This window comes from Herbiconiux sp. UC225_62 (assembly GCF_042694625.1).
Taxonomy (GTDB): domain Bacteria; phylum Actinomycetota; class Actinomycetes; order Actinomycetales; family Microbacteriaceae; genus Herbiconiux.
The window spans coordinates 238,407-261,957 of sequence record NZ_CP170551.1 but is presented as its reverse complement, the minus strand read 5'-3'; the positions used below and the strand labels follow the sequence as shown (position 1 = coordinate 261,957).

The window sequence follows — 23,551 nt, the reverse complement described above, 5'->3', positions numbered from 1 at the left end:
GATCCGGCGATGTTCCCGGAGCTCCACATCCCCAACTTCTCAGAGCTCGAGCAGACCACGGACGAAGATCCCTTCGTGCGCGAAGGGTTTGAGCTGCTGAAGGAGGCATCGGTTCTGCTCATCGCTGTGGCGAGCATCCGGACGGAGGACCAAACAGAGGGGCTGCCTCGCAATCACGCAATTATCGTCGGCCACTACGCCCGCATGACGAAGCTTATGAAGACGCTGATTCGTCAGATTGCCGACGGACACGGTGGCGACCAGCAGATCGCCGTCAGCCGGGAATTCATGGACTCCGTTTCGACGGTGATGTACTTGCTCGGCGATCCGGGGGATGGAAGCCGCTACACGTCGTACGTCACGGACAGCCTCATTGCGGAGCGGGAGTTCTTGAAGGACGTCCGGGAGCAAGTAGCGCTGCGTGGGGATGTCATGCTCCCGATCGAGGAGCGCATCAACCGCTCGATCGCGGAGACACTCGCGGCGGCTGGCGTCCGCGAGGAAGACATCCCGTCGCGCAGAAGCAACGGCTGGCCCAGTGCGCAGGTGCGTCTGGAGCTGCTCGGCCCGACGGCCTACGCCGCGTACCGGACGGGCTCCGGTGCGGTGCATGGCACGTTCGCTGACGTCTATAAGAACCACCTTGATGAGACTCCGGGAGGCTTCGAGATCGAACTACGGCCGCAGCGATTTCGCCTGCAGCCGTTGCTATCGATGGCGCTCCTTTCACTCGTCACGCTCGGCGATTACAGCCGGGCCTTCCTCGGTATGCCATTGCCGAGTGTCTTCGAGGAGCGTGGTCGCGCCGTTGTGGAACTGCTGCACCGGGTGGACGACCTGCATGAGCAGTACCTCACAGAGCGGCGTGGATGCCGCAGCCAAGGTTAAGGAGTCCAGACATGACCGAGCCTGCTGAAACTCCCGTCGGGATGCAGACTCTGATCGAGAACTTGAGTGAGGAGGGCGCCAAGCTTCTCGTGGCCGGCGTCGAGTCCAGCTCGGACGGCGGGGCGCTTGCGCAGATGATTGGAGCGGTAACCGCGGCGCTGCGGGAGGAGGATCTGCCGCAGACGCGTCTCGTGATCACGGGTGATCTCGTCGAGACCGTGAACGCCCGAGAGGACCGGACCGGCGCGCCGTTCACCATGGAGCGCGGGGCGGGCGTGGTTGCGGCCAAGACAATGCCTCCGAATGCCGACGGCTTCGTTGACATCTTGATTCCGGTGTACTGGCTTCTGCCGCAAGAGGACCCGGCCGACACCGCAGAGCAGTCCCGTCTGATCCAGCACCTCGCCGCGCACGAGGCGGTGCATGCCAGCATTCATCACATCGGCGACGAGCCGTTCGACCTGCGCCACCGCGAAGAGTTCGGCTACGCGTTCACCAACTTCGTCTCTATGGCCAGCGAGCAGATCGAGGAGCACCTCGCGGAGTATCTGGGCTCGCAGGTCACTGGCCGCGAGCTCGAGCAGTCCGCCAGTAATGTCGAAGCCTCGATCGAGGCCTGGCAAAAGACTCTTGCCACAGAGCTGCCTGCTATCCCGGAAGACGATCCCGATTACTTCCAGCGCGGCATGCTTGTGACGTTCAACGCCCTACACATCCTGTGGAAGACGCTCGCCTACCTTACGGCAGCTCTTCGAACTGATGAAGGCTTCCGCGCTGTGCCGACGGACATTGCAGCGCTCCCGGGATGGCAACAGCACATAGCGCCCTGGTGGGACCGGTACCTCGAGCTACTCGGCGCGATTCCGATGACCGTCGAAGTAGACATCCCGGACACCGACGAAGTCGTGCGGGAGATGGCAGCGCACCTGCAGACCTGGGCAGATGAGCTTGGGTTCGATTTCCACGACACTCCGCAGGGCGGGTTCTTCAGGATCAAGCTCTAGGACTGTGGCCCGGCGTGCGTCCCTACGACGAAGGTCAACTTCTAGTTGAAGGCCGATCGATCCGGGAGCTGATCGCGGATCTGCTGGCTGAGTCGTTGGATGCCGCCATCGTGAGATGACTTGATGAGGTCGAAGATGGCCCAGCCTTGGACGGGATCTGAGGACGCGCGACTGAGGAGGGATTGCTCGATGCGTGAGACGAGTCGGTTCGCATCAGCGAGGTGCTGCTGTCGGTTCGCAAGCTCGCCGTCTGACATTCGCTGCACGTCGAGGAGCCGCGCTCGAGAGCCGTACACCGGCGCGATGAGGGTCTGGAGTTCAAGGTCAGTGAGCCGCGTCCCGTCCATTGCTAAAGCGGCGGCCCCGTTGAAGTTGAGTTGTTCGGGGTTCCGTTCCAGACCCAGCCAGGAGAGTTGCCCCATGCCCAAACAATGGACGAGTCGTAGTCGCCGGGATAGATCATGACGTCGGCGACTTCCAGGTAGTCCCCAGCGGTTTTGCCTTGCAGGCTCTGGATTACGCGAAGTCCCGAACCGAGCGCAGTCGCATCAGCCGTGAACGTTGCCCAACGAGTCACTACTTGATTAGCGGTGAGCAACTGGTTGCCGCCAGTTGAGTTCATCGGCGTCGTGAACGTTCCGGCGGATGCGAACGTGCCAGGAGCGGTGACGACGCTCGAACGATTAGGGTCGCGCAGCTTGTAGACCACGGTGTATCGAGTGTTCGCCGCGAGAGCATTGCTGTCATTCACGTAGATGGCAATGTCGCCGTCATTGGCATTTGACACGGTGATCCACGTCGCACGGAATGCTGATCCCGAACTGGCCCAGGGAGCCGCAACCAATGAAGGGGAGCCCACGTTGGACCCTCCGCCGTTCCACATGCCGAAGCTCGTACTGCTTCCACTCGGACCCGGATTGCGAGCGAGGTTCGTGATCGTTGCCACCCCATTGGCGCCGTGCCCGGCGCAAGCTCCCATCGTCGGCGAGCTACTCGTGCTGGAACTGAAATAGCTGACGTTGTTCGTCGTCGCAGTCACGCAGAAAGAGCGTGGGCTGGCGGTGTTGTCGACGCGGTATTGATAGGTCGTGGAGGCAGAGTCCGTGAGGCCGGCGGCGGCTGCGTTGGCCGGGTACTGATCGGAGTTCTGTACCGCGTAGCTCGCGATGGCGCTGGCAGCTTGGCGAGCTGCGGCTTGAGCCCCAGAGGCTCGAGCGCGGTTCTGGATGCCGCTGTAGGCGACGACCGTTATGGCCGCGAGGATCGCGATGACCACGATCACGATGAGAAGTTCGACGATGGTGAAGCCGCGCCTGCGGTACTTCAGCATCGGCTCGTCGAGGGAGTCGTTCGTCAGGACAAAAGTGGTGCGTGATGCCTCTCGCGCCATATCTGCGGATGACTATGAAGCATGAGCGCGATACTTACAAGACCGATGGTGCCGTAGAAAATACAACGCTCGCGCCTGTGGCCGCCGGACGGTTGAATTGTCCTCATGACGGATCCCGCAGCAGCAGCCGCTCTCGATAGCTCGGCTGTGTACGTGCTCACCTACGACAGGTTGGGCAATGAGACGCGGTACCTGCTGACCGAAGTTCCGGATGAGGCTGAAGATCGGTCGCGGAGCCTCGGGATCGGCGCGACGGGCGACATGGTGCGTATCGACCACGGGCCATTCGTCGCGACAGAATCCGAGCTGCGCCCCGTCGGCCTCTCAAGCCTTGCTGCGGCGGTAGAGGGTAACTACTACGGCACCGCCATCTACATCGATCGGTCAGCGCCGCCGGTGAACGAGAACATCCTCGACCTCGACGATCGGTATCACCTCGACGTCCAGGACGGCCAGGTGGTCGCGCGGGTAACCGAACGCTATCCGCAGGAGCCTCCGGGATCGGCTGCGGATATCGCGGCAGGGCTCCAGCGGATCGTCGCGGCCTACGACTGCACCATCGCGAGCGTCGACTTCACGCTCGCGGGCGGCGGCACTCCCGAGGAGTTCGCTCACGATTTCAGCAACAGCGGCTTGGACCCGGAGCACGCGGCGCAGCTCAATGCAGAGCAACGGGCGATCCTCGCCGGCCTATCCCACGACGCAAACATCACGTTGGTGGCGGACCCCAATGAGACTGCGTCGGTCCTCATGGACGCTGCTTCAGCACTCGCCGACTACCTGTCGGCGACACGAAGCGGTCCTCTCGATGCGGCCGGCGTACTCAACCTGCTGCGCGGTGGTCACCTCAACCTGCTCATCGGAGAGAAGGAGTCGGACTACCTCGAGGTCAAGACTGCGATGCACCCGATCTGGGTCTCCGGCACGCCAGGCGACAAGGCCAAGATCGAACTAGCCCAGGATGTTGCTCGCTTTGCCAACAGTGACGTGGACGCGGTGCTAGTGATCGGGTATCGCGAGACGAGCGGCGGCAACAACGAGATCGGCACCCTGACGCCGGTGGCGGATCAGTACCTCAACCCGACGCAGATTCGCGAGGTACTCGATGCGCGAATCGTCCCACCGCTCGATGGTCTCCTCGTCGAGACATTTCAGGTCAACCCCACGGAAAGCGTGCTTGCTGTCTACGTGCCCAAGCAGCCCAGCGAGATGCAGCCGTATCTTGTTCACGGCGCCATCGCTGAAGGCAAAGTAGAAGGTGCCTTCTTCAGCATCGTGCGCCGCCGCGGTGAAGCGTCAATCACAACGTCCGCCCAGCAGATCCATGCCTACATCGTCGCCGGGAAGCGGTACCTACGCGGCCAGGAGTAGCGCACGGCCGCAACGGCTATACCGAGATCGCGGACAAAACCAATATTCGCTCCGTCGTCTTGCCCAGGAGACCCGAAAAGGTGCCCGCCGCCATGCATCCATAACCGCACCGGAATCGGGCCCGATGCATCAGACGGGCGGAAGATCCGTAGGGGAACGTCGCGCGCCACGACCACCTCATCGACAGTCACGCCATCGCTCGGCGTTGCTCCGCGAGGAGTGAGCTTTCGCATCCTCTTCGCAAGTGCTGCGGTATAGGAAAAGGGAGGGATCCACCGTGCTGCGGCCAGGTCGGGATGGAAAGGCGCTGCCATCACGCCACCCACGTCTGCGCGTGGTCAGTGGCGCGACTCGAGGCTAGTTCTGGTTTCCTTCTGGGCATATTGGGCATCTCCATTTGGCAGCGACATCGCTGCTGTCGGCGCATGAGGGCGGCGCGCCATGGCCGTACTGCTTCAACGTATCGATCTCCGGCCTCGACTGGGTCGATCGGGACGCCTGGGCGCAGCCACCGCTATCGCTTCGACGATGGTGGATGGTCGGTTCCCGTTCTCGCCGACCAGAAACGTCACCGGCAAGGAAGCGAACTTCATTGTCTCGATTTGCTGACCGCGGGTATCGAGAATGGGGACGACTTGGCGTCGTTCGATTCCAGCCGTACTCGTCGAATGAAGCGGTCTTCCATACGCCGTTCTCCTAATGACTATGCGCCTCTTGCTCGTGCACGACAATCCCTTGGGGTCGGTATCCCGTTGTGGAATGGTCAACGACGCGGCGTACGCCCGGCGCGATAGCTTGATGACGCCTATCTTCGGCCGCCGGTCGGCGGGCGCAGCTTGACGCCGGCGGCGAGGATGGCGACGCGCATTGTCTCTTGGTTCACCGCCATCTGATTGGCGACCTTGGAGAGTGACAGGCCCGACTCGTAGAGCTTCGTGGCTTGGGTCACCTGTTTGCCCGTGAGCGGCTGTCGTCGGACCACAACGTTGTTCTCGCGGAGGATTCGGAGGATGGTCGACTTGGCCACCTTGAACTCGTCGGCGAGAGCAGTCGATGTCGCGCTGCCGTTCGAGTACTTGCGAATGACCTCGGCTTGGGCTGCGGGGGAGAGACGAGTCCAGGGGCGTGTACGAACGGTGGCTTGAACAGCTGGTGCGTCACCCTCGGCGGACTTCAGGACTTGGCGGATTTTGTCGGCCGTAACGGGGGTCGCTGAATTGTTTGAGCAGAGGTAGACAAGGTCGACGGAAAGCCCTGATGAGAATTCGTTGTCATCGGGGCTTCGTCGTCTCCGGATGACCCTGTCCGGGTAGTCGATTGCCCTCCTCCGATACCGCTGGCTACAGTCAGGGAATGCGGGAACAGGCGCGTCGCGTGCAGGTCACTGCTTCACTCATCCGCATCGGGATCGCCGACCCGCGCGGTGCGAACGCGCGCGCCTGCGTGCGGTCCTACTTCGACGAGTTGGAAGCGCGCTTCGAGACGGGCTTCGACGCATCCGTCAGCAATCCGGCCACGGACGACGAGATGACTCCGCCCGCGGGCCTCCTCCTCGTGGCGACCCTGCAGGACGAGCCCGTGGGATGCGGGGCGCTCAAGCTCCACCCCGAGACCGGGATCGCCGAGGTGAAACGGATGTGGGTGTCTCCCCGCGTGCGGGGGCTCGGGCTCGGGCGCCGCTTGCTCGTCGACCTCGAGCGCGAGGCCGACTCCCGGGGGATGCGCACACTGCGGCTGGAGACGAATCACACCCTCACCGAGGCCCGGCGCCTCTACGAATCGGCCGGGTTCGTCGAAGTGCCGCCCTTCAATGACGAGCCGTACGCGCAGCACTGGTTCCAGAAGGATCTGGTACCGAGTGGACCGAGCGATCGGGCTACTGGCGGCTGAGCGGCATCCGCGTGCTGCCGGCGAAGTGCTGTCAGTGGTCGGGGAGCCCTTTCGGGGTGTCGTCGTGGGCGAGCGCCTCGGTCAGCACGTCGGCGAGGAACGTGTTCTGCGTGGCGGCGACGAGGAACCTCCGGGCGCCGTCGTCGAGCGAGCCGTGGTGCACCGCGTTCACCACGATCTCGCGCACGGCCTCCCGCTTGCCGGCCGACAGCCCTGCCACGATCCGATCGGCCTCGGCGAGCAGGTCGTGGTTCATCCGGTCTCCTCGAGTGGATCGGGTTCCGTTCTCCGAACGCCGGGGGGCTGCACGTCGAACGCCGCGAGCTGGGTCGCGATCAGCCGATAGTAGGCCACGAGGGTCACCAGCTGGAAGAGGTGCTCGAGGCCGAGCATCGCCAGACCGCGGGCGTAGAGACGGTCGTCGAGCGTGCCGGTGTCCAGGATGCTCCACGCGGCCTCGAGCGCGATCCGCACCTCGGCGTCGGCCGAGGCCGGCATCCGGCGCTCGGCGATCACGGCCAGGTCGGCGTCCGTCCAGCCTTCGGCGCGTGCCGCCCGCTCGTGGGCGAAGAGCTCGAACGGGCTCTCGAGGGTGTAGCCGACCGCGAGGATCGCCGCCTCGCGCGCCAGGCCGGAGAGGTGGATGCCCCAGCGCATCTGGTAGCCGAACTCGGCCAGACTGAACCCGATGTCGGGCGAGAGCACCCACAGGGCCGGCGGGCCGAGCAGTCGGCCGTCGCCGTCAGCCAGAGGGAACACCGCGTGCGCCTCTGGGCGGCGCTCGGGGGCGTAGCGCGCCGCGAGTTCGCGCTGGCGCTCCGAGTAGCCGGACGGGTCGGGTGGGGTGAATCGAGGCATCGGGTTCCGATCGTGGGTCAGCTCGCCAGGATGTGGATGCCGCCGCCCAGGCCGAGCTGGTCGCTCATCCACACGGCGATCTGCGAGCGCGAGCGGAAGTTGAGCTTGTGCAGCATCCGCTGGATGTGCCCCTCCACCGTGCGGGTCGAGAGCACCAGCTGGGCGGCGATCTGGGCGGTGCTGTGGCCTTCGACGAGCAGCTCTGCGATCTCCGACTCGCGCCGGGTGAGGACTCCGGGCCGCAGGGCACGCGCCGTGTCGCCGGTCTCGAGCGCCAGGCGCATCAGCTCGCGATGCTCGAGGCGCCGTCCCTGTTCGGTGAGGCGCGCGAACTGGCGGGCACCGAGCGCTCGCCGCACACCGACCTCGACGGAGTTGCCGATGGCCTCCCGGGCCATGGTCCAGGTGCCGTCCATCCGTCCGGCCCCGCCGAGAAGCACGGCGGCGCGGCCGGCGTCACCTCGGCGGCCGGCGAGCACGGCAAGCAGGCGAAGGCAGGTGGGCAGGCCGACCCGGTCGCCGAAGGAGTCCATCATGACCAGCGCCTCGCGTGCCGTCTCCGCGGCCCGTTCGTCGAGCCCCCGACCCAGCAGCGAGATCGACAGCGGCACCAGGGAATGGGCGATGCCCCAGCGGTTGCCGCGCGCCCGCATCCACGCCAGCGAGGCCTGGAAATCCTGTTCGGCCCGCTCGTGGTCGCCGCGGATCACCTTGATCAGGGTGAGGAAGTACGACTGCTCGGCGAGCAGCTCCACCCGGCCGCTCCGTCGCGTGCGCTCCACGACCTCCTCCAAGAGGCTCTCCGCAGCGTCGAGATCGAGCTCGCCCACGTGCACCAGCGCCTGGAGGAAGGCGGTGGGTACCCGGCTGGTCTCGTCGTCGCCGGCGGAGGCCAGGGGCAGGCTCTGCGCGAGCAGCTCCGACGACCGTCGCACGTCACTGGTGAGAATGGCGAAGAAGCCGGCCGTCCGCAGCGCCTCGGCCGTGAGCGAGTCGCGCTGCGGCCGGGTGGCGACCGCGCGCTCGAGCCAGACCTGGGCGTGTGAGACCAGGCCGAGCGCGCTCCATTGCCGACGCAGGCGCACGATGAGCCGGATGGCCAGCCCGGCCGAGTCGGGATCTCCGGACAGACGGGTGAGGAGCCGCTCGAGACCGCGGCGGTGGTGGAGCAGGTGCTGCGCCAGCGACGCCTCGCCCGGGCCGGTCGGCGAATCGGCGAAGGACTCCAGCAACGCGACGAGGTGCGCGTCCACCCGCTCGAACACCGCGCCGGTGCCGTCGCCCTCGAGTGAAACGAGAGCGGCGCGGGCGACGGCCCGCATCACCCGGAAGGCGCCGTCGACGTCGGGATCGCTGACGAGCGCGGAGCGGTCGACCAGGCGGCAGAAGGCGCCGACGAGTTCGGCGCGCCGACGCGGGTCGTCGTCGACGAGCGCGGTGAGGCAGTCCATCGTGACCGGCTCGCGCAGCAGCGATGCGACGCCCAGCAGCAGGCGTTCCGGCTCGTCGCCATCGAGGACGGTGCGGCTCGCCCTCGACCCGATGGTGCGCGCCGCCGGGAGCAGATCGATCAGCGAATCGGGGGAGCGGACGGCATCCCGCACCGCCTCGAGGGAGAGGAAGCGCGTCGCCGCCGCGGCGAGCTCGAGGAGCGACGGCAGGCCGTCGCTCTCGGCGCAGATCTCCTGCAGCACGGGGACGGCGGCGGAGGTCATCGCGAAGCCGGGATCGAGCGCGCGGATGCGGTCGACGAGCAACCGCGGCGCGTCCCACTCCAGCATCGCGCGCGCCGAGACGTGCCCGCGCGGAGGGAAGCGGAGCGGTCGGAGTTCCAGCAGGTGCTCGCCGGGGAGGCCGAGTCTGGTGGTGCTGGTGACCACGACCACGACCCCCGGGCAGTCGGCGAGGAGGCGCCGGGCGAGGGCCCTCACTCGAGCGGGCTCGACGGCGTCGGCGTCGTCGAGCACGACCAGGCCCGTGTGGCCGTGGGAGGGGAGCGTCGGATCGTCGGCAGAATCGCGCAGATCGACAGCGATCGGGGCATCCGGATGCAGGCGTCCGGCCTGCTCGGCGAGCTTGGCCGCGAAGCGGCTCTTGCCCACTCCGCTCGGGCCGGTGATGGTGAGCAGCCGTTGGTCGGCCAGCACACGTCCTGCTGTCTCGAGTTCGCTCCGGCGGCCGACGAAACCGCCGGTCTCGCGGAGCTCTTCCAACTTTGTCATACAATCATACAAGCCCACTTCGACGGATTAGTCTAGATCGAGGAGGAAGGCCTGGTTGCCGCCGATCATCAGACGGATGTCGGCTTCCGGCACCCCGGCGTCGAGCAGCCGAGGCAGCAATCGCCGGTAGCCCTCGACGGGCAGCGGATTGCCCTCCTGGCCGAGGTCGGAGCCGATGATCGTGTGCTCGGGTCCGACGGCGTCGATCCAGCCGAGGAGTTCCTCGAAGGGGAAGAGCGTGCCCGAGTCGTACATGCCGATCTCGTGCTCGAAGGTGGCGCCGAGGGCCGCCAGCTCGCGGGCCCGCTCGTGGTCGAGACCCACGATGTAGTTCGGGTGGCTCACCAGGATGCGCCGCTGACCCGCCTCTGCGGCGGCACGTACCACGGCCGAGGCCGCGTCGGCGCCGAGGTGCCCGGTGCCGGTGATCGCTCCGGCCTCGCGCACGAGCCCGATGATCTCCCGCACGCGCGGCAGCACCTCACCGTCGTCGTCGAGCACGGGGACCTCCTCCTGGGCCATCATGCCGAGCGGCTGGAAGTGCGAGCGGGTCTTCGCGTTCGTCTTCGCGTGGGCGAGATGCGCCGCCGAGGAGATGGTGGGGAACCAGACGATCTTGCCGCCGAGGCGGAGAGCCAGGTCGACGGCGTGCGGGTTGAGCCCGCCCGTGACGCTGTTGAGGGCGACGCCGCCGAACACCTGCGTGTCGAGGCCGTCGAGCTCCGGCGCCATGGCCAGCACGTCGGTGACGGTGCTGTGGTAGTGGCATTTCACGAGGATGGCGCGGAAGCCGGCCTCCGAGGCCTGGCGGGCAGCCTCCACGTGCGTGATCCGGCGGGGCATCGGCGACGGGCCGGAATGGGTGTGGAGGTCGATCGCCCCGTGGAGCAGCTCGTCGATCGCGGTCAAGCGGGTCACATCCTCTCTGATGCGTGCGGCGACTCTCGCCGCGGGCAACAGTAGGCGTGCCGGGCGGGCAACGGGGGAATCGCCCGGCGAATCAGGTATTTCCCCTCACTCGGCGGTCTTCCGGCGCCACTCCGCGCGGCCAAATAGGGTGTCTCTACGCTATCGGGGGTAGTCGCGCCGACGTTGGATGGGGATGGGCGTCCGACCGGGCGTCCTCCGATCGAACGGAGAACGATGAGCGACCCGATCCGGCCCGTCGCGATCGTCACCGGCGCCACCGGCGGCGTGGGTTCGGCGACCGTCGACCTGCTCCTGGCGCGAGGTCACGACGTCGTGGCCGTCGACCTCGCTCCCGCCCCTGACCGGTGGGTCGCCGACGAGCGGGTCGCCGTTGTGACCGGCGACGTCAGCCGGGAGGAGACCGCCGACGAAACGGTGCGCGTGGCCCTCGAACGATTCGGGCGGCTCGACGTGCTCGTCAACAACGCCGCCCTATTCCTGCGCAAGCCCCTGCCCGACACCACGCTCGACGACCTGCAGCGACTGCTCGCGGTCAACGTGGTGGGAACCTTCCTCTTCACGAAGGCCGCATTGCCGGCGCTCGCGGCCACCCGGGGCTCGATCGTGAATCTGGCGTCGACCTCGGGGCTGGCCGGCACGCCCGATCAGTCCGCCTACTCGATCACCAAGGGCGCGATCGTGCAGTTCACGCGACAGAGCGCCATCGAGCACGCTCCTCTCGGCATCCGGGTGAACGCCGTGGCGCCCGGCCCGATCGACACCGAATTCGTGGCCAAAGCGGTGGCTCGCGGATCGCGGCTCGGCGCTCCCGTCGAGGCGATCCGGGCGGCCAATCCGCTCGGCCGGATCTCCACAGCCGAGGAGATCGCGGAGGCGATCGTCTGGATCGCCGGCTCCCCGGCCGCGACCGGAACCATCCTGTCCGTCGACGGCGGGCACACGGCGCAATGATCCACAGCGCAACGACGCGCGGAGAGGCAGCACCATGACCAGCACACATCCACCGGGGCCATCGACCCCGCTGCTCGTCGTCGACGACGTCGGGCACAGCTACGGCGAGGGACCGAACGCGCACCGGGCGATCGATCGGCTCTCGTTCACCGTGAACGCGGGAGAATTCGTGTCGATCGTCGGTCCGTCGGGCGCCGGCAAGACGACGCTCCTGCGCATCCTCGCCGGCCTCATGCGACCCACCCGGGGCACCGTCAGCCTCTCCGGAGCCGTGGTGGACTCGGTGCCGCCCGGGATGGCGATGGTGTTCCAGGACTACAGCCGTTCGCTCCTGCCCTGGCTCACCGTGGGCAAGAACGTGGCCTTCTCGCTGCGCGGCGACGACCACACGCCGGCCGAGCGCCGCGAGCTCGTGGAGGAGAGCATCGCCGCCGTCGGCCTGGTCGGGCACGAACACCGCTACCCGTGGCAGTTGTCGGGCGGCATGCAGCAGCGGGTCGCCATCGCGCGGGCGTTGGCCTACCAACCGACCCTCCTGCTCATGGACGAGCCGTTCGCCTCCGTGGACGCGCAGACCCGCGCCGGACTCGAGGACCTCGTGCTGCGCATCCGCGACCGGCTCGAGGTGACCATCCTCTTCGTCACCCACGACGTCGACGAGAGCGTGTATCTCGCCGATCGCGTGCTGGTGCTGTCGAGACCCCCGTCGACCGTGGCGGCCGAACTCCTCGTTCCGCTCCCCTCGCCGCGCGATCAGATCGCCACCAAGGAACTCGCCGAATTCGTCGCCCTGCGGAGCCAGGTGGCACGGCTCATCCAGAACGTCGATCCGGCGCTCGACCCGCGGCTCGACGACGCCGTCGCGAGCTGACACACACCCCCTGGCGCACACAGCGCACCAACGCACCAAGCGCACCACCCGCACCACCACCGCACCCACCTCAATGGAGAGACCGATCACATGACGACGTTCACCCTGCGCTCCTCGCGCACCCTCACCGTCCAGGCTGCAGCGCTCGCCGCAGCGGCCGCCCTCCTCCTCGCCGGCTGCTCGACGGATGCCGCGGGCGGAAGCGACGCCGCCGGCTCCGATTCGGAGGCCGACGCCATCGCCGCGATCGCGGCCAAGGCCGACCCCACGAAACCCGAGTCGTCGAGCATCACCGGCGCCGTGTGGCAGGGTGCGATCAGCGCCCAGTGGTTCCTCGGCGCCCCGACCGCCGCCGACTACGGCGTCGAATTGAAATCGGACTGGATGACGGATGCCACCGTCGGCCGTGCCCAGCTCGTCGCCGGCGAGATCGCCATCGTGCCCGGATCGACCGGCGGTGCCGTGCAGCTCGCGCAGAGCGGGGTCGACGCGCTCATCGTCGCCGGGAACTACGAGAGCGAGGAGGGCCGCCAGGTGGTCTACGTGATGCCCGACTCCGGGATCACCTCGGTCGCCGACCTGGCCGGCAAGACCCTGGGGGCCACCGCGATCTCGGGGAGCTGGCCCAACCGCATCCGTCTCGCCATGAAGGACGCCGGGGCGGATCCCACCAGTCTGAACGTCGTGGCCACCACCTACGGCGACATGGCCGAGCAGCTGAAGTCGGGCACCGTCGACGCGGTCATCGCCGCCTCGTTCGCCCTGCCGGCCGTCAAGGCCACCGGCGCTGTGCCGGTGTTCGACGTGGGCGGTGGTCCGTATGCCGGGCGACCCGAGAACGTGTGGCTCACCACGCGGGAGTACTACGAGAAGAACCCCAACACCATCGCCGTCTTCCAGTGCGCCATGCTCGCGGGCGCCGCGCTCGCCAACCAGCGCCCGGAGATGGAGTCGTACCTGGCCGACACCCTGGGCTGGGAGCAGAAGCTGATCGACGTCTCGCCCTCTCCTATCTCGATCGACGGTCCGCTCGACCTCGCGCAGGTGCAGGCCGACTGGGACGACGAGGTGGCCGTGAACGGCTCGCCGGAGTTCGACGTGGCGACGCTCGTCATCCCCGAACCCGCCTCCTGCTGAGCGGGCCGCGACGATGACGGTGGAAGCGGAGCGGATGCGCCCGGCGGCGACGCGCAGACGGAAGCGGCGGCAGCTCTCCTGGCGGAGCGGGGAGCGCGTCGTGCTCGCCCTCGGCGGCGTGGTGGCGTTCGGGCTGCTGCTCGAGATCATCGCTCGGTACGTGTTCGCGAACCCCGACTACGTGCCGCCGCTGTCGCAGACCCTGGGGCGCTTCCTGCAGCTGTTCACCGAACCGCGATTCTACGAGCAGGTGTGGGACACGCTCTCCGGATTCCTCGTGGGCATCGTCATCGCGACCGTCCTCGGCATCGCTCTGGGGACGCTCTTCGGCCTGTGGGAGATCAGCTACCGGTCGACGCGCACCGTGATCGAGATGCTGCGGCCGATCCCCGCCGTCGCGCTCATCCCGCTGGCCATCGTGCTGTTCGGCACCAATCTCGGGATGAAGACGATCATCGTGGTGCTGGCGAGCATCTGGCCCATCATGTTCAACGCGCTCTACGGCGTGCGCAACGTCGATCCGCTCATGAAGGAGATGGCTCGGAGTTTCGGGCGCAGCCGGATCGACGTCGTGCGGAGCGTCGTCATCCCCGCCGCACTGCCCATGATGTGGGCAGGGGTGCGGGTGTCGTCGACCATCTCGCTGATCGTGGTGATCACGCTCGAGCTCTACCTCGGCGGATCGGCCGGGATCGGCGGGATGATCGCCGAGGCGCGCGCGGGCGGCAACGACGTGCTCTCGGCCTACGCCGCGATCGTGGTGGCGGGGCTGCTCGGACTCCTCGTCAACATCCTGCTCGGCGTGATCGAGCGGCGATTCTTCTCCTGGTCGACCACCACGAAGGAGGGCTGAGGTGGCTGTCCTCCCCGCACAGGCGAACCCGACCGGCCGGCCGGCGCGACGCACTCGGCGCTCGCGCGGAGCCTCCCACTGGGCGATGGTGTTCGCGACGCGATTCGGGTTGCTGATCGTGCTGCTGGCGCTGTGGCAAGTGGTGGCGTCGCTCCATCCGAATCCCCACCTGCCCTCGCCGCTCCAGATCGCCGACTACGCGCGCAAGCTCTTCGTCACCGGCGGCGGCTACCTGCCCACCGGGTCGGCCTGGCTCGGGCAGGCGCTGCCGACCATCGGGCGCGCCCTGCTCGGCTTCGCGCTGGGCTCGGTCTGGGGCATCGCCCTCGGCACGCTCGTCGGGTTGTCGAGGCCCTTCCGCTCCACCACGAGCTGGGTGATCGAGTTCCTCCGAGCGCTGCCCGCCTCGGCGGTGCTGCCCCTGTTCATCCTGGTGCTGGGTGGAACGGATGCCATGCGGGTCGCCTTCATCGCGTACACGCTCTCGCTCTACCTCGTGATCAACGCGGCCGGAGGTGTCGGTTCGGTCGATCCGACGCTCATCCTGATGGGCCGGGCCTTCCGGTTGTCGCGGGCGGCGATCGTGTGGCGCATCATCCTGCCGGCGGCGCTCCCGCAGATCTACGCGGGGCTGCGGATCGCCACCAACAGCGCCATCATCCTCGCCATCGTGTCGGAGTTCTTCGTGGCCACGAACGGCATCGGCTACCAGATCCGGCTCACGGGGAGCAACTTCAACTACCTCGGCATGTGGTCGTGGATCCTGCTGCTCTCGATCGTGGGGCTGCTGATCAACCTCGTGGCCGAGGCGGTGGAGAGTCGCCTGCTGGCCTGGCACCGCAACTCGCACTGAGGGGCGCGAGGGCGCGAGGGCACGAGGGCACGGTGTGTGCCGGCATCCCTTGACCGTCGGCGGGGTGCTCCGACAGCATGAGCGGTATGTACTTGGTGATGATCCTGGGGCTGATGATCGTCGCCCCGATCGTGTCCGTCGTGATCGACTACTCCGCCGGTGGAGGAGCGGGCGACGTACTGCTGCTCGTCGGGAACTGGTTCGTGTTCTGGGCCGTGGGCGTCCGCCTGTTCACGGCCGGGCTCTCGCAGAGCTTCCGGCCGGAGTTCACGGCGGGGAACATCCTCGGCGCGAAGGCGGCCGACCGCTCGGTGCTGCAGATCGTGCAGGAGCTCGGCTTCGCGAACCTCGGGTTCGGGCTGATCGGCATCCTGTCGCTCCCGTTCGCCGGGTGGACCGTGCCGGCGGCGGTGGCGGGCGGTCTCTTCCTCGGGCTCGCCGGCATCCGTCACATCGCGAAGTCCGGTAAGAACACGAAGGAGTGGATCGCGACCCTGACCGATCTGCTGGTGTTCGTCGTCCTCGCGGTGTTCGTGATCTACGTCTGGACCACCGGGGCCGGCACGGCCGTGGGCTGACGGCGGCGGAAGAGCAGCGCCGAGAGCACCGCACCGAAGGCGAAGAAGCCGGCACCCCACCAATACGCCGTGGCGTAGCTGGCCACCGCGGCATCCGCCGTCACCGCGTCGCTCACGGGCAGGTGCGCTGCGACGTAGTCCGCGGCGGCGGTCGCGGCCAGGGTGTTGAGCAGCGCCGTGCCGATCGAGCCGCCCACCTGCTGGCTGGTGTTGACGAGAGCCGATCCGACGCCGGCGAAATGCCCGTCGATGCCGAGCGTCGCCGTCTGGATGGAGGCGGGCATGATGGAGCCGATGCCGAGGCCCAGCACGAGGAAGGCCGGCAGCAGATCGGCGGCGTAGCTGCTCTCCAGGGTCAGCCGGGTGAACAACAGCATGCCGATCGTGGCCAGGATCATGCCGGTCGGCACCATCACCTTCGGGCCGAGGCGGGGCACCAGGAGGTTCGTCGACAGCTGGGCGGCGAGCACCAGCGCCGCGATCATCGGCAGGAAGGCCACCCCGGTCTCGAGTGGCGTGTAGTCGAGCGACTTCTCCAGGTAGAAGGTGACGAACAAGAACACGCCGAACAGGCCCGCACCGGCGATGAACACCGAGCTGAACGCTGCGCCCCGGTTGCGGTCGAGGACGATGGAGAGGGGGAGCAGCGGATGCGGCGTGCGGCGCTGCCAGAGCACGAACGCGATGAGCAGGACCCCGCTCGCGATCAGCATCCCCCAGCTCAGTGGGGAGTCCCACCCGTCGGTTTCCGCGTTCGACAGACCGTAGACCAGGGCGAACAAGGCGGCCGAGACGAGCACGGTGCCCGGCACGTCGAGCTTCGGGCGTTCCCCCTCGCGCGCGACGCTGACCACGAAGACCGCGCCTCCGATCACCGCCGCGACGGCGATGAAGACGTTGATGTAGAGGTTCCAGCGCCAGTCGAAGTATTCGGTGAGGAAGCCGCCGAGCAGCAGGCCGATGGCCCCTCCGGCGCCGGCGATCGCCCCGAACACGCCGAAGGCGCGGGCACGCTCCTTGGGCACCGTGAAAGTCGTGGTCAGCACCGCGAGCGCGGTCGGCGCGAGCAGGGCCGCGAACGCGCCTTGAACGGCCCGGGCGGCCACCAGTGTGGCGAACCCGGGAGCGGCGCCGCCCACGGCCGAGGCCAGCGCGAAGCCGATCAGGCCGGCGATGAAGGTGCGTTTGCGGCCGATCAGGTCGGAGAGTCGCCCACCGAGCAGGAGCAGGCTGCCGAAGGCCAGCGAGTAGGCGGTGATGACCCATTGGCGCTCGCCGTCCGAGAACCCCAGATCGGCCTGGGCGGCGGGCAGTGCGATGTTCACCACCGTCGAGTCGAGCACCACCATGAGCTGGGCGAGTGCGACGGTGGAGAGCACCCACCAGCGACGGGCGGAGGTGCGAGGTGCGGACTGCGTCGGGACGGACATGGTTCTACCTCTCGGTCGGACGGGTCAGAGAGCGGGGAGGAGCGCGATGACGACGGGAAGCGTGACGACGGAGAGCACGCTCGAGAACAGCACGGCCGCGCCGGCCGCGGGAGGCTTCGAGCCGTAGCCGAGGCCGAGCAGCAGGCCGAAGAACCCGGCCGGGATGGCCAGCAGGAGGACGGTCTCCTGGGCCAGCTGCCCCGTGATGCCGACGAGCAGCACGACGCCGACCGCCAAGGCCGGTCGGCCCACCACCGCGATCAGGGTCGCGACGAGGGCGACGGCGGAGAACCGGATGGCCTGGGCCGAGATCACGAGACCGGTGAGGAAGAGGGCGAGCCCCGCGGTGACCGCGCCGATCTCCGAGAGCGTCGCGTTCACGAGCGGTGGGAGCGGGATGCCGGCGAGCGACCAGGCGAGACCGAGCACCGGGCCGATGACGATCGGCTTGCGGAGCGACGATCCGATCGCCCGCAGCACGGTGCGGCCGCGCGGCCCGGCGGCGGAGGCGTTCTTCCGGACCTCGAGGATCGCGAGGGTCAGCGGCGACACCGTGATCGACCCCACGGCGAGCACGGTGGCCACAGCAAGGGCGCCCGTGGACCCGAGCACGGAGCCGGCGAGCGGAAGGCCGACCGCGGCCGCATTGGGGAAGGAGACGGTCAGCGCCTCGACGGCCGAATCGCCCGCATCCTGCCGCCCCACCCGTCGGGAGACCAGGTAGGTGGCGCCGTAGCCGGCGGCCATCACGAACAGCGAGATCGCCGCCATCGGCCAGTGCCCCACGACGTCGGCCCGGCTGGCCGAGGCGAGCACGACGAAGAGCGAAATGGGCAGCGCGATGGTCATCACCAGCGTGTTGAGACTGCGCACGTTCTGGTTGTCGACGAGCCGCGTCTTGCCGGCGACGAAGCCGAGGGCCATCACGAAGAAGACGGGGAGCAGCGCCGTTGCGATCTGGAGTGGCATGCCGCCTCCTGACCCGGTGGCCGATGGATGTGGGCCAAGCTAGCAGCGATCCGGGGTGCGGCGCCAGGCTGTACCGGAGGCTCCGGAACTGCTAGCTTGTCGGCCACTCGCTCCGATCGACGGGTACGCCGCAGGAAGGAGAGCGGATGAGCCGGGTTCACGCGGCACTGCTCCTGCTGTCGTTCTCGGCCGGAGCCGCCGACGCGTTCGCCTTCTTGGCGCTCGGCGGCATCTTCACCGCGAACATGACCGGGAACCTCATCCTCACCGGCATGTTCACGAGACCCGAGTTCGCGCTGACTCTGCTCGCGGCCCTGATCGCGGTGGTCTTTTTCGTGGGCGTCCTCTATGCGGCCTTCCGCCTCACGGCGGCGCCGACCTCGGAGTTCGCCACCCGCCGCCGGGCCGTGCGTCGGCTGGTTCTGCCGTCCATCGTGCTGCAGACCGTCGTGGTGGTGATCTGGATGCTGCGGCCCGACACCACCGCGTTGCTCGAGCGCTGCGTGGTGATAGCCCTTTCGGCGTCGGCCCTGGCGCTCCAGACCGTGGGCGCGAAGAAGCTCACCGACATCGACGGGGTGACCACTACCTACGTCACCGGCACGCTCACCACCACCATGCAGGCGGTGGCGGAACGTCGGCATTCCGGGCAATGGATCCGGGTGCTCTCCGTGATCGCCCTGCCGGTCGGTGCGGTTGCGGGAACCGCCGCGCTCGCGCTCGCGGCGCCGCTCGGCCCGGTCGTCGCATGGGTTGCAGCGGGGGTCGCAACCGCGCTGCTGTGGGTTCCGCGGGCGGAAGGCGCGGGCTCGCCCGACGGCCCAGTCGGGTCGGGCCCGAGCTGAGGCCGCCGCGGGCCGCGAGGCGCGGCGTACAATCGTCTGTGCCCTCCGCGACCCCTGAGATCCCGTCGACCGGCGCCATCGCGCCCGCAGATCTCGCGGTGACGCTCGATGTGCTCGCGCGGATGGCCGAGCTCGACGAGAGCCATCCCGACTTCGTGGCCGTGCGGCGCGCGACCGCCCTGATGTTCAAGGCCGTCAAGCGGCAGCGCCGGCGCGAGATCCGGGCCGCCGTCGCCGACGCCGACAAGAGCGTCATCGCCGCCACGGCCACCGGGGCGCCCGACCGCATCGACGACGAGACCCGCGGCATCCCGATCGCCACCTCCACCACCGCACCCACCGCGGGAACGCTGCTGAAGGCGCGCAACTGCTACATCTGCAAGCAGCCCTACACCCTCGTCGACGCCTTCTACCACCAGCTCTGCCCCGATTGCGCGGCGATGAGTCACGCCAAGCGCGATGCCCGCACCGACCTCACCGGCACCCGGGCGCTCCTCACCGGAGGGCGCGCGAAGATCGGCATGTACATCGCGTTGCGTCTGCTCCGCGACGGTGCCCACACCACCATCACCACCCGGTTCCCGCGCGACGCCGTGCGCCGCTTCAGCAGCCTGCCCGACTCCGCCGACTGGCTGCATCGGCTGAAGATCGTGGGCATCGACCTGCGCGACCCGGCGCAGGTGGTCGCGCTCGCCGACGAGGTCGCCGCAGCCGGGCCGCTCGACATCCTGATCAACAACGCGGCCCAGACGGTCCGGCGCTCGCCGGGCGCCTACCAGCCGCTGGTGGATGCCGAACTCGCGCCGTTGCCGGAGGGCCCCCTGCCCGAGCTGGTCACCTTCGGGCACACCAACGACGCGCATCCGCACGCGCTCGCCGAATCGGTGAACACGCACCCGATCCTGGCCGCGGCCGCCGCCCGCGCCGAGGAGCTCACCGAGCAGGCGATGGCGCCCGGGTCGAGCTCGCTGGCACGGCTCGCCGGCGGCACGGCGATCGACGCCGGCGGGCTCGTGCCGGATCTGCACGACGTGAACTCCTGGACCCAGCACGTCGACGAGGTCGACCCGCTCGAGATGCTCGAGGTGCAGCTGGCGAACACCACCGCGCCGTTCCTCCTCATCTCCCGGCTCCGCGCCGCGATGCGGACCACGGGCTCCCGGCGCAGCTACGTGGTGAACGTCAGCGCCATGGAAGGCGTTTTCGGGCGCGGATACAAGGGTCCGGGGCATCCGCACACCAACATGGCCAAGGCCGCGCTGAACATGCTCACCCGCACGAGCGCGCGCGAGATGTTCGAGAGCGACAACATCCTGATGACGAGCGTCGACACCGGCTGGATCACGGATGAGCGCCCGCACCCCACGAAGGTGCGGCTCGCCGAGGAGGGCTTCCATGCCCCGCTCGACCTCGTCGACGGCGCCGCGCGGGTCTACGACCCGATCGTGCGCGGTCAGGCCGGCGAAGACCTGTTCGGTGTCTTCCTCAAGGACTACGCGCCCAGCACCTGGTGATCCTGCGTCACATCACCGCGCCGATGTAGGAGTACTTCACGAAGACGTCGGAGGCGAGCCCCGCCTCCTCGAGCACGCCCTGCACCGCGGTGAGCATGTACTTCGAATCCCAGCCCATGTAGAGGTAGTTCGACTCGTCGAGCGCGTCCCAATGGCCGTTCCACGACTGCGCCTCGTAGATGGGCCCTCCGCGGCGGGCGCTGAAGGCCACCACGCTCTCGCGGGAGTCGGCCCAGAGGCGCTTGAAGACGCGGTTGAAAAGGTATTTGACGTCGTAGACCTCCCAATGCTCGCCGCGGTACTCCACATACTCGAACTCGCGCTCCCAACCGCGCGGCCAGCCCCGCCGGCGTACGGCGTCGAGGATGGGGGTGAGCCCGTCGTCGTCGATCGACACCACGGCCGGGCGCTTCCAGACAGTCAAGAAGATCTCGGTGAGGCGCACCGTGCGGTCGGCGATCGCGGCCGTGCCCCAGGCGGGGACTTCCGCGAGTTCGCGGGTGGTGGGCACCGCGCTCTGCGCGTAGAGGCCGCGCTTCTCGGGGAAGGAGCCGCCGAAGGCGCGCTCCGCCAGTTCCTGCTCGAGCAGGGCGAGGTTGCCGAGCGTCTGCGCCAGCGCACGGTGGCTGTTCTGCTCGTCGTCGGTGTACTCCGACCACTCGCGCACCCCGTCGCCGCTCCAGTCGTCGGAGGGGGCGAGCGGCACCACGTGGTCGACGTCGAGGCCCGCCGGGCCGGCGACACCGGCGATGCGGCCGAGCACGTAGGCGGTGTGGGGGAGCTCGCTGTACTTCAGGGCCACCCGCACCCGCTCGTCGGAGGGTGTCACCCGGGCGATCGCCCGCACCAGCTCGTCGGTTCCGGCCGCCCGGGCGCGGCAGAGGCGCGCCACCAGGCGGTCGTTGCTCACGCCCACCACGGTGCGGCGGAGCAGCAGCGACTGCACGTGCTCCAGGAGCCCGATCAGCGCCTCCCTCGAGAGCTCGCCGTGCGAGTAGTCGACGTAGGCCCGCATGACGAGGGGGTACATCCCGCGCCCGAAGGTGTTGAGGTAGCCGAGCTGCTGCGCGATCTCCGGATCGGGTTCCTGGGCCGGGTCGAGCAGCACGCGATAGGCATCTGAGTACTCCCGCCACTCGGTCGCGTGCGCCCGCAACGTCGCCAGGTCGAGCCGGGGGAACTCGTGCCGGAAGGCGTCGTACACGCCGCGCTCGCCGGCGATCGCTACCTCGCGCCCGGTGATCATCACCAGGTAGTGGCGCCAGAAGCTGCCGATGACCTCACCGGTGTTCTGCTCGATCGGCAGCCAGTAGTCGTCCTCGATCTCGCTCTGCTCGGCGTGCGAGAGGCCCATCAGCACGTAGTTGTGGATGAGCTCGTGATCGCGCAACGGCTCGCCCGTGGAATTGAGGCTCTCGAAGATCTGCTGCGCGTTCGCATCCGGACCGAGCGTGATGGCGACGTGTTCGAGCTTCTGCAGGCCGCGCCAGATCCGCGCCACCTCGTCCAGGCGCACCTGGCTGCGGAAGAAGGCGTAGTTGTCGTCGAAGCGGGAGTCGCGGAGGCCTTCCTCGGCCGAGCGGTGGTCGAGCACGACGCTCTCGAAGATCTCGGCCCAGCCGCGGTGCGGGCGCAGCTTCGTGCGCGTCGGGTCACCTGCGCGCACCAAGACCTTCGCGAGCTCGGCCGCCAGCTCGGCGTCGGCATCCTTCACGGTGTGATGCAGTGCTGCGACGAGCAGCATGAGCGTGGTGATGCGCTGCTGGCCGTCGATGAGCACGAGCTCGGCGTCGTCGTCATCGTCGTCGGCCGCGGTGGACAGGATGGAGCCGATGAAGTGGCGGTGCCGGTCGTCGCCGAAATCCGCGACGGCACGGATGTCGCCGAGCAGCTGCTCGCAGCCGCCGATGTCCCAGCGGTACTGCCGCTGGTAGACCGGGACGACGATGGTGGTCGACGCCTCGGAGAGCCAGGCGATGGTGTTGACGGCGGTGGCTTCGACGTTGGTGGCGGAGACGAGAGCGGTGACCATAGGGAGCGAGTTTACGGGATGTTCGTGTCGTGGTGCCGTGGCACGCGAGGCTCTCAGGGGGCGACTGTTAGGCTGACCTTACCTGGGCCTGTTAAACGTGCTGGCCCAAGACGAAAGGGAATGAAACTCGCATGGGTTACATCAAGTCCGCCGCTCTCGAAGAGACCGGCTACGTCGTACTCGACCGCTACCAGCAGGAGCTCGACCCCAAGGAATGGCTCGACATCGAGTACGTCGACTGGAAGTCCTCCGGTGACACCCGCTTCGCTCCTCTCGCCTCGGCGAAGGGTGAGATCGAGTGCAACGGCTTCTGGAACCACGTGCCGCCGCGCACCGACAAGGACGGCGTGTGGATCGACTCGCAGACCGCCCTCGCCCCGAACCTGACGCGCCGCGCGCAGGAGCCGGGTGCCAACGTCGGCCGCTGCCGCGTGATCGAGCTGCAGCCGAACACCTACGCCGACACCCTCTACAACCTGCACCAGGATGACAACAACCGGCTGAACCCCGACGGCACCGGCTGGGTGGTGCGCGGGTTCTTCAACCTCACCGACGATAAGGACAGCTTCTTCGTGCTGCGCGACAACCGCACCGAGCCCGACGTGGAGTACCGCATCGCGCTCCCCGCCGGCGCCCAGCTGATCGTCGACACGCAGCGTCTGTGGCACGCGGCGACCCACCCCGGTCCCGACCCGCGCTACTGCCTCATCACCTCGTGGACCTCGGGCCCCGAGCTCGACGCCTACATCGAGAAGTACAACGGCCGCACCAACGTGCCGAACGTCGAGGTGTCGCAGGACGTGCTCGACGCCGGCCAGGCCGAGCAGGCCCGTCGCGACGCCGCTCGCGCCGCGTACTACGCCGCCAAGGGCCAGGCCGAGAAGACCGCGATGAGCGAGGCGTGATCCTCAGCCCTCTCTGAACGACGGATGCCCCGGTCACGTGACCGGGGCATCCGCTTTTTG

23 protein-coding genes are annotated in these 23,551 nt (G+C 68.1%); 13 read left to right on the top strand and 10 right to left on the bottom strand.

The features are described from left to right. Window positions 1-9 precede the first annotated feature (9 nt). Together ACFJGU_RS01325 and ACFJGU_RS01320 are read left to right on the top strand one after the other, a co-directional pair. Window positions 10-888: a DUF5677 domain-containing protein gene (locus tag ACFJGU_RS01325; RefSeq protein WP_382306974.1), complete on the top strand. Its 879-nt coding sequence runs from the start codon at window positions 10-12 to the stop codon at window positions 886-888. Window positions 889-899: 11 nt separating this feature from the next. Further along, window positions 900-1,892, top strand: coding sequence for a hypothetical protein (locus ACFJGU_RS01320; RefSeq protein WP_382306972.1), 993 nt, complete (start codon window positions 900-902; stop codon window positions 1,890-1,892). Window positions 1,893-1,933: 41 nt separating this feature from the next. Here the strand turns inward: ACFJGU_RS01320 and ACFJGU_RS01315 are convergent, their stop codons facing one another. Continuing rightward, the gene (locus tag ACFJGU_RS01315) at window positions 1,934-2,314 is read right to left on the bottom strand and encodes a hypothetical protein (RefSeq protein WP_382306970.1); all 381 of its coding nucleotides are present in this window, start codon (window positions 2,312-2,314) and stop codon (window positions 1,934-1,936) included. After that, the gene (locus ACFJGU_RS01310) at window positions 2,242-3,282 is read right to left on the bottom strand and encodes a type IV pilin protein (protein WP_382306968.1); all 1,041 of its coding nucleotides are present in this window, start codon (window positions 3,280-3,282) and stop codon (window positions 2,242-2,244) included. Before ACFJGU_RS01310 ends, ACFJGU_RS01315 begins: the two co-directional genes overlap by 73 nt. 105 nt (window positions 3,283-3,387) lie before the next feature. Here ACFJGU_RS01310 and ACFJGU_RS01305 point away from each other — a divergent pair, with 105 nt between their 5' ends. Next, window positions 3,388-4,653 (top strand): hypothetical protein, encoded by a 1,266-nt coding sequence (locus ACFJGU_RS01305; protein ID WP_382306966.1) that lies wholly within the window; start codon window positions 3,388-3,390, stop codon window positions 4,651-4,653. Window positions 4,654-5,458: 805 nt separating this feature from the next. On the opposite strand, the gene ACFJGU_RS01300 is transcribed toward ACFJGU_RS01305, so the two are convergent. Beyond that, window positions 5,459-5,830: a helix-turn-helix domain-containing protein gene (locus tag ACFJGU_RS01300; RefSeq protein WP_382310476.1), complete on the bottom strand. Its 372-nt coding sequence runs from the start codon at window positions 5,828-5,830 to the stop codon at window positions 5,459-5,461. Window positions 5,831-6,006: 176 nt separating this feature from the next. Here ACFJGU_RS01300 and ACFJGU_RS01295 point away from each other — a divergent pair, with 176 nt between their 5' ends. Beyond that, the gene (locus tag ACFJGU_RS01295) at window positions 6,007-6,543 is read left to right on the top strand and encodes a GNAT family N-acetyltransferase (protein WP_382306964.1); all 537 of its coding nucleotides are present in this window, start codon (window positions 6,007-6,009) and stop codon (window positions 6,541-6,543) included. A gap of 31 nt (window positions 6,544-6,574) precedes the next feature. On the opposite strand, the gene ACFJGU_RS01290 is transcribed toward ACFJGU_RS01295, so the two are convergent. From ACFJGU_RS01290 to ACFJGU_RS01275, 4 genes are read right to left on the bottom strand one after another with little or no spacing between them, the layout of a single operon-like run. After that, window positions 6,575-6,799: a hypothetical protein gene (locus ACFJGU_RS01290; protein ID WP_382306962.1), complete on the bottom strand. Its 225-nt coding sequence runs from the start codon at window positions 6,797-6,799 to the stop codon at window positions 6,575-6,577. Next, the gene (locus tag ACFJGU_RS01285) at window positions 6,796-7,401 is read right to left on the bottom strand and encodes a hypothetical protein (RefSeq protein ID WP_382306960.1); all 606 of its coding nucleotides are present in this window, start codon (window positions 7,399-7,401) and stop codon (window positions 6,796-6,798) included. The genes ACFJGU_RS01290 and ACFJGU_RS01285 overlap by 4 nt, the downstream gene beginning before the upstream one ends. Before the next feature lie 17 nt (window positions 7,402-7,418). Further along, entirely contained in the window at window positions 7,419-9,623 is a 2,205-nt protein-coding gene (locus ACFJGU_RS01280) for a LuxR C-terminal-related transcriptional regulator (protein ID WP_382306958.1), read from the bottom strand. Between the two features lie 27 nt (window positions 9,624-9,650). Then, entirely contained in the window at window positions 9,651-10,532 is an 882-nt protein-coding gene (locus ACFJGU_RS01275; protein WP_382306956.1) for a DUF6282 family protein, read from the bottom strand. Window positions 10,533-10,766: 234 nt separating this feature from the next. Here ACFJGU_RS01275 and ACFJGU_RS01270 point away from each other — a divergent pair, with 234 nt between their 5' ends. The 6 genes from ACFJGU_RS01270 (at window position 10,767) to ACFJGU_RS01245 (ending at window position 15,796) form a co-directional block, all read left to right on the top strand. After that, the gene (locus ACFJGU_RS01270) at window positions 10,767-11,504 is read left to right on the top strand and encodes an SDR family NAD(P)-dependent oxidoreductase (RefSeq protein ID WP_382306954.1); all 738 of its coding nucleotides are present in this window, start codon (window positions 10,767-10,769) and stop codon (window positions 11,502-11,504) included. Window positions 11,505-11,538: 34 nt separating this feature from the next. Further along, the gene (locus tag ACFJGU_RS01265) at window positions 11,539-12,375 is read left to right on the top strand and encodes an ABC transporter ATP-binding protein (RefSeq protein WP_382306952.1); all 837 of its coding nucleotides are present in this window, start codon (window positions 11,539-11,541) and stop codon (window positions 12,373-12,375) included. Between the two features lie 90 nt (window positions 12,376-12,465). Then, a complete protein-coding gene (locus ACFJGU_RS01260) occupies window positions 12,466-13,512 on the top strand; it encodes an ABC transporter substrate-binding protein (protein WP_382306950.1) in 1,047 nt (348 codons plus the stop codon). 13 nt (window positions 13,513-13,525) lie between these two features. Further along, on the top strand, window positions 13,526-14,365 hold the full coding sequence (locus tag ACFJGU_RS01255) for an ABC transporter permease (protein WP_382306949.1): 840 nt from the start codon (window positions 13,526-13,528) through the stop codon (window positions 14,363-14,365). Between the two features lies 1 nt (window position 14,366). After that, a complete protein-coding gene (locus ACFJGU_RS01250) occupies window positions 14,367-15,218 on the top strand; it encodes an ABC transporter permease (protein ID WP_382306947.1) in 852 nt (283 codons plus the stop codon). 77 nt (window positions 15,219-15,295) lie between these two features. After that, window positions 15,296-15,796 (top strand): DUF6790 family protein, encoded by a 501-nt coding sequence (locus tag ACFJGU_RS01245; protein ID WP_382306945.1) that lies wholly within the window; start codon window positions 15,296-15,298, stop codon window positions 15,794-15,796. On the opposite strand, the gene ACFJGU_RS01240 is transcribed toward ACFJGU_RS01245, so the two are convergent. Beyond that, window positions 15,757-17,226: a DHA2 family efflux MFS transporter permease subunit gene (locus ACFJGU_RS01240; protein ID WP_382306943.1), complete on the bottom strand. Its 1,470-nt coding sequence runs from the start codon at window positions 17,224-17,226 to the stop codon at window positions 15,757-15,759. The two genes, ACFJGU_RS01245 and ACFJGU_RS01240, sit on opposite strands and share 40 nt — an antisense overlap. 24 nt (window positions 17,227-17,250) lie before the next feature. Then, the gene (locus tag ACFJGU_RS01235; protein WP_382306941.1) at window positions 17,251-18,195 is read right to left on the bottom strand and encodes an AEC family transporter; all 945 of its coding nucleotides are present in this window, start codon (window positions 18,193-18,195) and stop codon (window positions 17,251-17,253) included. A gap of 146 nt (window positions 18,196-18,341) precedes the next feature. Between ACFJGU_RS01235 and ACFJGU_RS01230 the strand changes: the two genes are divergently transcribed. Both ACFJGU_RS01230 and ACFJGU_RS01225 read left to right on the top strand, forming a co-directional pair. Beyond that, complete coding sequence (locus tag ACFJGU_RS01230; RefSeq protein ID WP_382306940.1) at window positions 18,342-19,040, top strand: DUF1275 family protein; 699 nt, start codon at window positions 18,342-18,344, stop codon at window positions 19,038-19,040. A gap of 38 nt (window positions 19,041-19,078) precedes the next feature. Then, window positions 19,079-20,554 (top strand): SDR family NAD(P)-dependent oxidoreductase, encoded by a 1,476-nt coding sequence (locus ACFJGU_RS01225; protein WP_382306938.1) that lies wholly within the window; start codon window positions 19,079-19,081, stop codon window positions 20,552-20,554. Window positions 20,555-20,561: 7 nt separating this feature from the next. On the opposite strand, the gene ACFJGU_RS01220 is transcribed toward ACFJGU_RS01225, so the two are convergent. Continuing rightward, a complete protein-coding gene (locus ACFJGU_RS01220; protein ID WP_382306936.1) occupies window positions 20,562-22,586 on the bottom strand; it encodes a DUF262 domain-containing protein in 2,025 nt (674 codons plus the stop codon). Window positions 22,587-22,717: 131 nt separating this feature from the next. Between ACFJGU_RS01220 and ACFJGU_RS01215 the strand changes: the two genes are divergently transcribed. Continuing rightward, complete coding sequence (locus tag ACFJGU_RS01215; RefSeq protein ID WP_382306934.1) at window positions 22,718-23,491, top strand: hypothetical protein; 774 nt, start codon at window positions 22,718-22,720, stop codon at window positions 23,489-23,491. Window positions 23,492-23,551: the final 60 nt, after the last annotated feature.

Coding starts and splice junctions, on each gene's coding strand:
- ACFJGU_RS01255 (WP_382306949.1), top strand. CDS start 13,526: ATGACGGTGGAAGCGGAGCGGATGCGCCCGGCGGCGACGCGCAGACGG.
- ACFJGU_RS01310 (WP_382306968.1), bottom strand. CDS start 3,282: ATGGCGCGAGAGGCATCACGCACCACTTTTGTCCTGACGAACGACTCC.
- ACFJGU_RS01230 (WP_382306940.1), top strand. CDS start 18,342: ATGAGCCGGGTTCACGCGGCACTGCTCCTGCTGTCGTTCTCGGCCGGA.
- ACFJGU_RS01315 (WP_382306970.1), bottom strand. CDS start 2,314: ATGGGGCAACTCTCCTGGCTGGGTCTGGAACGGAACCCCGAACAACTC.
- ACFJGU_RS01260 (WP_382306950.1), top strand. CDS start 12,466: ATGACGACGTTCACCCTGCGCTCCTCGCGCACCCTCACCGTCCAGGCT.
- ACFJGU_RS01280 (WP_382306958.1), bottom strand. CDS start 9,623: ATGACAAAGTTGGAAGAGCTCCGCGAGACCGGCGGTTTCGTCGGCCGC.
- ACFJGU_RS01240 (WP_382306943.1), bottom strand. CDS start 17,226: ATGTCCGTCCCGACGCAGTCCGCACCTCGCACCTCCGCCCGTCGCTGG.
- ACFJGU_RS01325 (WP_382306974.1), top strand. CDS start 10: ATGTTCCCGGAGCTCCACATCCCCAACTTCTCAGAGCTCGAGCAGACC.
- ACFJGU_RS01290 (WP_382306962.1), bottom strand. CDS start 6,799: ATGAACCACGACCTGCTCGCCGAGGCCGATCGGATCGTGGCAGGGCTG.
- ACFJGU_RS01265 (WP_382306952.1), top strand. CDS start 11,539: ATGACCAGCACACATCCACCGGGGCCATCGACCCCGCTGCTCGTCGTC.
- ACFJGU_RS01235 (WP_382306941.1), bottom strand. CDS start 18,195: ATGCCACTCCAGATCGCAACGGCGCTGCTCCCCGTCTTCTTCGTGATG.
- ACFJGU_RS01220 (WP_382306936.1), bottom strand. CDS start 22,586: ATGGTCACCGCTCTCGTCTCCGCCACCAACGTCGAAGCCACCGCCGTC.
- ACFJGU_RS01320 (WP_382306972.1), top strand. CDS start 900: ATGACCGAGCCTGCTGAAACTCCCGTCGGGATGCAGACTCTGATCGAG.
- ACFJGU_RS01295 (WP_382306964.1), top strand. CDS start 6,007: ATGCGGGAACAGGCGCGTCGCGTGCAGGTCACTGCTTCACTCATCCGC.
- ACFJGU_RS01285 (WP_382306960.1), bottom strand. CDS start 7,401: ATGCCTCGATTCACCCCACCCGACCCGTCCGGCTACTCGGAGCGCCAG.
- ACFJGU_RS01305 (WP_382306966.1), top strand. CDS start 3,388: ATGACGGATCCCGCAGCAGCAGCCGCTCTCGATAGCTCGGCTGTGTAC.
- ACFJGU_RS01245 (WP_382306945.1), top strand. CDS start 15,296: ATGAGCGGTATGTACTTGGTGATGATCCTGGGGCTGATGATCGTCGCC.
- ACFJGU_RS01270 (WP_382306954.1), top strand. CDS start 10,767: ATGAGCGACCCGATCCGGCCCGTCGCGATCGTCACCGGCGCCACCGGC.
- ACFJGU_RS01215 (WP_382306934.1), top strand. CDS start 22,718: ATGGGTTACATCAAGTCCGCCGCTCTCGAAGAGACCGGCTACGTCGTA.